The 7,296-nt window shown below is 70.5% G+C and carries 7 protein-coding genes; 4 read left to right on the top strand and 3 right to left on the bottom strand.

What is annotated here, in order from left to right; all coding sequences use genetic code 11:
- Window positions 1-495: 495 nt before the first annotated feature.
- From M0P34_RS12220 to M0P34_RS12230, 3 genes are all read right to left on the bottom strand, one after another.
- Window positions 496-2,613, bottom strand: a complete 2,118-nt coding sequence (locus M0P34_RS12220; RefSeq protein ID WP_291499520.1) for a transporter substrate-binding domain-containing protein — start codon at window positions 2,611-2,613, stop codon at window positions 496-498.
- A gap of 106 nt (window positions 2,614-2,719) precedes the next feature.
- Window positions 2,720-3,319, bottom strand: a complete 600-nt coding sequence (locus M0P34_RS12225; protein WP_291499522.1) for a hypothetical protein — start codon at window positions 3,317-3,319, stop codon at window positions 2,720-2,722.
- A 162-nt stretch (window positions 3,320-3,481) separates the two neighbouring features.
- Window positions 3,482-4,444 carry an ABC transporter ATP-binding protein gene (locus tag M0P34_RS12230; protein WP_291499524.1) on the bottom strand — a complete coding sequence of 321 codons (963 nt, stop codon included), beginning with the start codon at window positions 4,442-4,444 and terminating at the stop codon, window positions 3,482-3,484.
- Between the two features lie 76 nt (window positions 4,445-4,520).
- On the opposite strand from M0P34_RS12230, the gene M0P34_RS12235 reads away from it, so the two are divergent.
- Genes M0P34_RS12235 through M0P34_RS12250 form a run of 4 tightly spaced genes read left to right on the top strand, consistent with a single transcriptional unit; the run spans window position 4,521 to window position 7,044 of the window.
- Window positions 4,521-4,985 (top strand): DUF3795 domain-containing protein, encoded by a 465-nt coding sequence (locus M0P34_RS12235; RefSeq protein ID WP_291499526.1) that lies wholly within the window; start codon window positions 4,521-4,523, stop codon window positions 4,983-4,985.
- The gene (gene trmFO, locus M0P34_RS12240) at window positions 4,985-6,325 is read left to right on the top strand and encodes a methylenetetrahydrofolate--tRNA-(uracil(54)-C(5))-methyltransferase (FADH(2)-oxidizing) TrmFO (RefSeq protein ID WP_291499528.1); all 1,341 of its coding nucleotides are present in this window, start codon (window positions 4,985-4,987) and stop codon (window positions 6,323-6,325) included. The genes M0P34_RS12235 and trmFO overlap by 1 nt, the downstream gene beginning before the upstream one ends.
- Window positions 6,322-6,804, top strand: coding sequence for an EVE domain-containing protein (locus tag M0P34_RS12245; protein ID WP_291499530.1), 483 nt, complete (start codon window positions 6,322-6,324; stop codon window positions 6,802-6,804). Before trmFO ends, M0P34_RS12245 begins: the two co-directional genes overlap by 4 nt.
- A gap of 33 nt (window positions 6,805-6,837) precedes the next feature.
- On the top strand, window positions 6,838-7,044 hold the full coding sequence (locus M0P34_RS12250) for a SlyX family protein (RefSeq protein WP_291499531.1): 207 nt from the start codon (window positions 6,838-6,840) through the stop codon (window positions 7,042-7,044).
- Window positions 7,045-7,296: the final 252 nt, after the last annotated feature.

Here is a 7,296-nt window from a genome sequence, read left to right on the forward strand (position 1 = left end):
CAGCCACTTGAACCATTGCCCGATCATGAGCGCCGGGGGAAAGCCGAGCAAAAACCCGGTGATGATTGCCAGAAGGAGGATGGCCGCCATTGAGAGCGTTCCCCAGACTGGATGTAAAAACCAAAAATCATATCCCCCGCGCCGCCTCTTTCGGCTGTTTCACCAGGTGCACCACGGGGTTGCCATGTTTCTACAAAATTTGCCCGTGGCCTTGGCGAACGACTGCGCTTCCCTGGAGATCTGATCACGCGTCGATGCTATGGCGGCGAAGAGCCTGTTTTTTTGCGTTGAACATCGCAGGATGCGGATAGGCCGACTGCAGGGCAGGAAAGGGGATGCGAAAGTGAATCCACGCTTCTGCCCGGCCCTTGTTTTTCGATTTATAAGCAGTGGACTTAGTGTATTTGGCATACGCTAGCTGCCCTGGCGGGTATGCCCATTTATACAACGTGTGAAGCCGTCCCATCAGGCCGGCACCGGCCCGGGGGCGCGGCGCTAGGGCTGTAGGGGCAGGCGGATGATGAACCGAGCGCCCTGGCCCGGGTCGGAGCGGGCCTCGAAGCTGCCGCCGTGGTTGCGGGTGATGATGAAATAGGACACGGACAGTCCGAGCCCCGTGCCCTGGCCGGGGGGCTTGGTGGTGAAGAAGGGCTCGAAGATGCGTTTCTTGGCTTCGGGCGAGAGCCCGGGCCCGTTGTCGGCCACTTCGATGCTCATCTGGCCCGCCTCGGCCCGGGCGCGGATGCCGATCACCGGGGCCGGGCTGGGCGGACGCATGCCCGACAGGGCGTGGGCCGCGTTGCGCACGAGGTTCAGCAGCACCTGCTGGATCTGCACCCGGGAGCAGTGCAGGGGCGGCAGGTCCGCAGGCAGGTCGCGTTCCACGCGGATTTCGTGGAAGCCGTGCTTGTGCTTCAGGTCGTAGTCGCTGCCAGCCAGGGTCAGGGTTTCCTCGATCACGGCGGCCAGGTCGCAGGGGGTGCGGCTGGTGCCCTCCTGGCGGCTGAAGGACAGCATGGACGAGACGATGTTCGCGGCCCGGGCGCCGGAGGCAGTGATGCCCTCGATCATCCGGTCGATGCCCCGGGCCCGGAGGTAGCGGTGCAGCGCGTCCAGGGCCAGGCCGCATTCCTGCGCCGCCTGGACGTTGGCGGGCATGCCCGGGTCGAGGCGGCGCGTGATGTTCTGCGCGCTTTGCAGGATGCCCGCCAGGGGGTTGTTGATTTCGTGGGCCATGCCCGCCGCGAGCCCGCCGAGGGAGAGCATCTTCTCCGACTGCATCATGAGCATGGCCGCCCGCCTGCGTTCGGTGACATCGGTGAACAGGGTGGCGAACTGCCCGGGGGCCGGTCTGTAGGCCACCACCTCGAAATAGCGGCCCAGGGCTCCGGAATACTGCTCGAAGCAGTCGGCCTCGCCCGTGAGGGCCACGCGGCCATAGCGTTCGATCCAGGCCGGCTCCACCGAGTCCAGCACCTCGCGCACCGTGCGCCCGGCGATGCTTTTGTCCTCCAGGCCCGTCAGGCGCTCGAAGGCCGGGTTCACGGCCAGGAAGCGGTAGTCCCGGGGGCGGCCCTGGTCGTCGAGGATGATCTCGTGCAGGGCGAAGCCCGTCTGCATGGTCTGGAACAGGTCGCGGTAGTTCTTGCGGCTGGCGCGCAACTCGTCCTCGGCGCGCTGGCGTTCGGCCACCTCGCGGGCGAGACGGCGGTTCCACAGCAGCACCGCCCCCACGCACAGCGCCGCCGCCAGGGCCAGCCCCAGGGTCCAGTGCAGGGCCCGCCGCAGGCGCCGGGGGTCGTCGTCGACCAGGGAAATCCAGCGCAGGGCGATGGTGTCGCGCTCCTCCTGGGGGATGTCGTCCAGGGCCTTCTGCACGGCGCTGGCCAGCAGGGGCCAGTCGCTGCGCACGCCCACGGCCAGGTCCTGGCGGCTCCAGCCTGTGGGAGCGGCCACCCGCAGGTTCGTCAGCTCGTGGTTGCGTATGAGATAGCTGGCCACGGCCAGGTTGGCGGCGCAGGCGTCGGCCTGGCCCGAGGCCACCAGCCGCAGCGCGTCCAGGGTCGAGGCCACGGGCCGGACCTCCAGGTCCGTAAGCCCCAGGATCGCCTGGAAGCTGGCGCTGCTGGCCAGGTTGCGGACCACGGCCACACTGCGGCCGCGCAGGCCGTCGATTCCGTTGACGGTGGGCGCGTTCTCGCGGGTGAGGATCACCAGCGGGTAGGACATGTAGGGGGTGCTGAACAGCAGGAAGCCCTTGCGCTCCTGGTCCACGGCCACGCAGGGCAGGATGTCGATCTCGCGGGAGCGGGCCAGCTCCAGGGCGCGGGGCAGGTCCACCCCCGGGACGGGCTCCAGGCGAACGCCCAGGCGCTGTTCCAGCAGGGCCGCATAGTCCGCGGCCATGCCCCTGAAGATGGTCTGGCCGCGCCTGGTTTCCATGTACTGGAACGGCGGCAGGCTCGTGCCCACGCCCATGCGCAGCACGGGGTGCTCCGCCAGCCAGCGGCGCTCCTCGGGGGTCAGCTCCAGGGGGGCGCCGTGGCTGGCGTGAACGCCCGGCCAGGCCAGGGCCAGGAGCAGCAGGAGCAGGATGCGGGCCGAAAGCGACATGGCCGTCCGGGGTCGAAGGGTGCAGCCGGGCCCGCAATCGGGCCCGCGCGCATGCTACCCCATTTCGCCGCCCTTCGTCGAGGGCCGCGAAGGCGCGGCCCGTGGCCTACAGCAGTCCGGCCAGCCCCAGGCGCATGTCGCCCTCGGCCAGGTTGACCATGAACGTCCCGTCGAAGCCCGACTGCCCCGAGTTCTGCAGGTAGGCGTCCAGGCCCTTGCGCAGGGACATGTAGCGCCCGTTGGCCTGCACCTTGCTGATCAGCCCGGCCTGCTCGGTGATCTTGGCGAAGGCTTCCTTGAGCTGGGCGTCGTTGTTGATGGCCGCCTCGATGGCCTCCTTGTCGGGGTGCGCGCCGTTCACGCGCACGTCGCCGTTTTCGTCGGCCTTCAGGGTGAACGCCTCGGCCACATCGACCCCGGCGGCCTGGAGCCGCTGCTCCAGCGACTCCATGAACCCGGTCTTGAGCAGCTCCAGGTCGGCGCTCATGGTGTCCACCACGTTCAGGTTCGGGTAATCGCGGGTCAGCTGCGAGAGCTTGACCCCCATCTCGGTCAGGGTGATGCCGTCCAGCGTGTCGGGCTTGCCGTCGCCGTCGCGGTCCACGCGCTGGGCCTTCTTGGATTCGGGATCCACACCGTCCTCTTCCAGCGAGCGGAAGCTGACCGTGCCAAGGACGCCGTTGTGCGAAACGCCATAGATGCTCATGGATCCTCCTGGTGGCCGATGGGCAAAATCTTCCGGCAGGGGCCGGACGGCCCGGGAGGAGCAAGGATCGTGCCCGGCGCGGCGCCGGGGTGCGGCGGGAGGGGCCGGATGGCGGCGGGTCGCAGGCCCGCAGGGCGCGGAGCACGCGGGCCGGGGGCCGGTTCAGGCGTGCAGCCAGCAGCGCACGCCGCGGCCCGGGGCCGGGGCCAGCATGGGCGGGGCTTCTTCGCGGCAGCGGGGCATGGCCCGTGCGCAGCGCGGGTGGAAGCGGCAGCCCCGGGGCAGCTCCGTGAGCCCCGGAACCACGCCGGGGATGGGCTCCAGCTCGCGCCCGCGCCGCCCGGGCCCGGGCAGGGAGCGCAGCAGCCCCAGGGTATACGGGTGCAGCGGCTCGCGGAACAGCTCGGGCACCGGGGCCTCCTCCACCACCTGCCCCGCATACATGACCGCCACTCGCGAACAGGTCTGGGCCACGATGCCCAGGTCGTGGGTGATGAGCAGCACCGCCGCGTTCCGGCTCCGGCCCAGGTCCATCATCAGGTCCAGGATCTGGGCCTGGATGGTCACGTCCAGGGCCGTGGTCGGCTCGTCGGCCAGCACCAGCTCGGGGTCGCAGGCCAGGGCCATGGCGATGACCACCCGCTGGCGCATGCCGCCGCTCAGTTCGTGGGGGTAGGCCTGGGCGCGTTCCCCGGGGCCGGGAATGCCCACCAGGCGCAGCATCTCCACCGCCGCCTCGCGGGCCTCCTTCGCGCGCAGGCCCCGGTGCAGGCGCACGGCCTCGGCGATCTGTTCGCCCACCCGGAGCACCGGGTTCAGGGAGGTCATGGGTTCCTGGAAGATCATGGAGATGCGGTTGCCGCGGATGGAGCGCATGGCCGCCTCGGGCAGGGCCAGGAGGTCCGTGCCGTCGAAGAGCACGCGCCCCCCGGTGATGCGCCCGGCGGGCGCGGGCACCAGCCGCAGCACCGACAGGGCCAGCATGGTTTTGCCGCAGCCCGACTCGCCGACCACGGCCACGGTCTGCCCGCGGCCCACGTCCAGGGACAGCCCGTCCACGGCGCGGGCGGGGCCCCGGTCCGTGAGGAACGTCGTTTCCAGGTCGCGGATGCAGAGCAGGTCCATGGTTGCCTCGCTGGGGGGAAGCGGTCATACTTGGGCGGGTCGCCCGCATAGTGAACGGGAGGCCGAGGCAATGTCAATGAGCGAACGGAACCCGGGCCCCGGCGCGCCGGACCCCCTGGACGACATGGCCCCTTGCGGGCTCGACTGCGGGCGCTGCCTGTCCAACCCCGGCAGCGCCATAGCGCGGCTGGCGCGCGAGTTGCGCGCCGAGCTGGGCGGCTTCGCGGCCCTGGCCGAGCGCTTCGCGGGCATGGACCCCGCTTTTGGCGCCTACGGCGGGTTCGAGCGCCTGCTGGACCGCCTGGGCGGCGGGCAGTGCACCGGCTGCCGCAGCGGGCGCTGCCTGCTGTCGTCGTGCGGGGTCAAGGACTGCGCGGCGGCCCGCGGGGTGCGCTGGTGCTTCCAGTGCCCGGAGTTCCCCTGCCGCCGGACCAACCTGCCGCCCGCGCTGCACGAGCGCTGGCGCGCCAACAACCAGCGCATGGCCGCCCGGGGGCCCGAGGCCTTTTTCGCCGCCATGCGCAAGCAACCGAGGTACTAGTGCCGCAACATGCTGTCGCCGTGGTCGGCGGCGGGCTGGCCGGGTGCGAGTGCGCCTGGCAGCTGGCCCGCCGGGGCGTGGCCGTCGTCGTCTTCGAGATGCGCCCCGGGCGCACCACCCCCGCGCACACCGGCGCCGGGCTGGCCGAGCTGGTCTGCTCCAACTCCCTGCGCTCCGACCTGCCCGATACCGCCGTGGGCTGCCTCAAGGCCGAGATGCGCCGGGCGGGCAGCCTGGTCATGGCCTGCGCCGAGGCCACCCGCGTGCCCGCGGGCAAGGCCCTGGCCGTGGACCGGGCCCTGTTCTCCGAGGAGATAACCCGCGCCGTGCAGGGCCATCCGGGCATCACCGTCCGCCGCCAGGAGATCGCCGCCCTGGACGACCCGGCCCTGGAGGGTTTCGACGCCGTGGTCGTGGCCGCCGGGCCCCTGGCTTCCGACGCCCTGGCCGCGGACCTGGTCCGCCTTGTGGGCGGTCAGGGGCTGTACTTCTACGACGCCATCGCGCCCATCGTCGAGGCCGATTCCGTGGACATGGACAAGGCGTACTGGGGTTCGCGCTACCGCCCCGAGGACGACGACTACCTCAACTGCCCCATGGACGAGGCCCAGTACCGCGCCTTCCTGGACGCCCTGCTCGCTGCCGAGAAGGTCCAGCCCCGCGAGTTCGAGCGCGAAATGCATTTCGAAGGCTGCCTGCCCATCGAGGTCATGGCCGAGCGCGGCGACAAGACCCTGCTCTTCGGGCCCCTCAAGCCCGTGGGCCTGGCCGACCCGCGCACCGGGAAGCAGGCCCACGCCGTGGTCCAGCTGCGCGCCGAAAACCGCGCCAGGACCCGCTTCAACATGGTCGGCTTCCAGACCAAGCTGACCTACCCCGAGCAGCGCCGGGTGTTCCGCATGATCCCCGGGCTGGAGCGCGCCGAGTTCGAGCGCATGGGCAGCATCCACCGCAACACCTATGTCAACGCGCCCCAGGCCCTGACCGCCACCCTGGAACTGCGCCAGCGCCCCGGCACCTATCTCGCCGGGCAGATCACCGGGGTGGAGGGCTATGTGGAATCCGCAGCCTGCGGGCTGTGGCTGGGCATGAGCCTGGCCGCGCGCCTGGCCGGGCGCGAGGTGCCCCCGGCGCCAGCGCAAAGCGCCCTGGGCGCCCTGCTCGGGCATCTGCGCACCCCGGCCAGGAACTTCCAGCCTTCCAACGTCCAGTTCGGCCTCATGCCCGAACTGGGTGTGCGCGCCGGCAAGCGCAAGCGTATGGAACTTTACGCCGCCCGCGCCGAAGAGGCTTTCCGCGCCTACCTGGAAACCCATTTCCCCGAGGAGGACGCCTCATGACCGCCCCCTCTGCCCCGGGCCACTGGCTGGTGAAGACCGAGCCCGGCTGCTTTTCCATCGACGACCTGGCCGCCGCCCCCGGCCGGACCACCCCCTGGGACGGGGTGCGCAACTTCCAGGCCCGCAACTTCATGCGCGACGCCATGCGCCCCGGCGACCCCGTGCTCTTCTATCACAGCGTCACCAGCCCCGGCGTCGTCGGGCTGGCGGAGGTCGCCAGCCGGGCCTATCCCGACCACACCGCCCTGGACCCCGAAGGCGGACACTTCGATCCGCGCCATTCCCAGGAGCGCCCACTATGGTATATGGTGGACATACGGCTGGTGGAGAAGTTCGCCGCGCCGCTGCCCCTGGCGCTTCTGCGCGGCGTGCCCGCCCTGGCCGCGATGGAGCTGTTGCGCAAGGGCAGCCGCCTGTCCGTGCAGCCCGTGCGTCCCGAGGAGTTCCAGGCCGTCATGGCCCTGGCCCGTCGGCGCTAGGCCGGCCCGGCCTCCAACCCAAAGGAGGAGACTATGGAAGACCGTATCATTCGTCTGGAAGAAACCGTCGCCCTCCAGGAAAAGACCATCGAGGACCTCTCCGACGTGCTTGCCGCGCAACAAAAGCAGCTCGATGCCGTGGAGCGCCTGCTCCAGGCCGTTGCCACGCGCCTGCAAACCGCGTTCACCGTAGGCGCCACCACCGCCGCCCCGCCCGACGAGGCGCCGCCGCACTACTAGGATGCGCGCGGGGCTGGCGGGGCGGCATGCAGGCCCCGGCTGTTGTCCGGACGCCCGGGTCGAATCCCCGCAAGGATTCGGCCCGGGCGTCATGGCGCCGTGGCCCCGGGCTACGGGCAGGTCGCGCCTGCGGCGTAGGCTGTAAAGCCGGGTATGGCGTCGAGGATGCCCTCTTCCTTGAGCCGGGAGTGTAGAAGGGTGCTGTCGTAGGAACTGAGGTTGTACTTGTACTTCTTTTGGGGGAAGGCGGAG

Origin of the sequence: Desulfocurvus sp. (assembly GCF_023230885.1) — a bacterium.
GTDB lineage: Bacteria > Desulfobacterota > Desulfovibrionia > Desulfovibrionales > Desulfovibrionaceae > Desulfocurvus.

Coding starts and splice junctions, on each gene's coding strand:
- M0P34_RS12230 (WP_291499524.1), bottom strand. CDS start 4,444: ATGGACCTGCTCTGCATCCGCGACCTGGAAACGACGTTCCTCACGGAC.
- M0P34_RS12250 (WP_291499531.1), top strand. CDS start 6,838: ATGGAAGACCGTATCATTCGTCTGGAAGAAACCGTCGCCCTCCAGGAA.
- M0P34_RS12220 (WP_291499520.1), bottom strand. CDS start 2,613: ATGTCGCTTTCGGCCCGCATCCTGCTCCTGCTGCTCCTGGCCCTGGCC.
- M0P34_RS12225 (WP_291499522.1), bottom strand. CDS start 3,319: ATGAGCATCTATGGCGTTTCGCACAACGGCGTCCTTGGCACGGTCAGC.
- M0P34_RS12235 (WP_291499526.1), top strand. CDS start 4,521: ATGAGCGAACGGAACCCGGGCCCCGGCGCGCCGGACCCCCTGGACGAC.
- M0P34_RS12245 (WP_291499530.1), top strand. CDS start 6,322: ATGACCGCCCCCTCTGCCCCGGGCCACTGGCTGGTGAAGACCGAGCCC.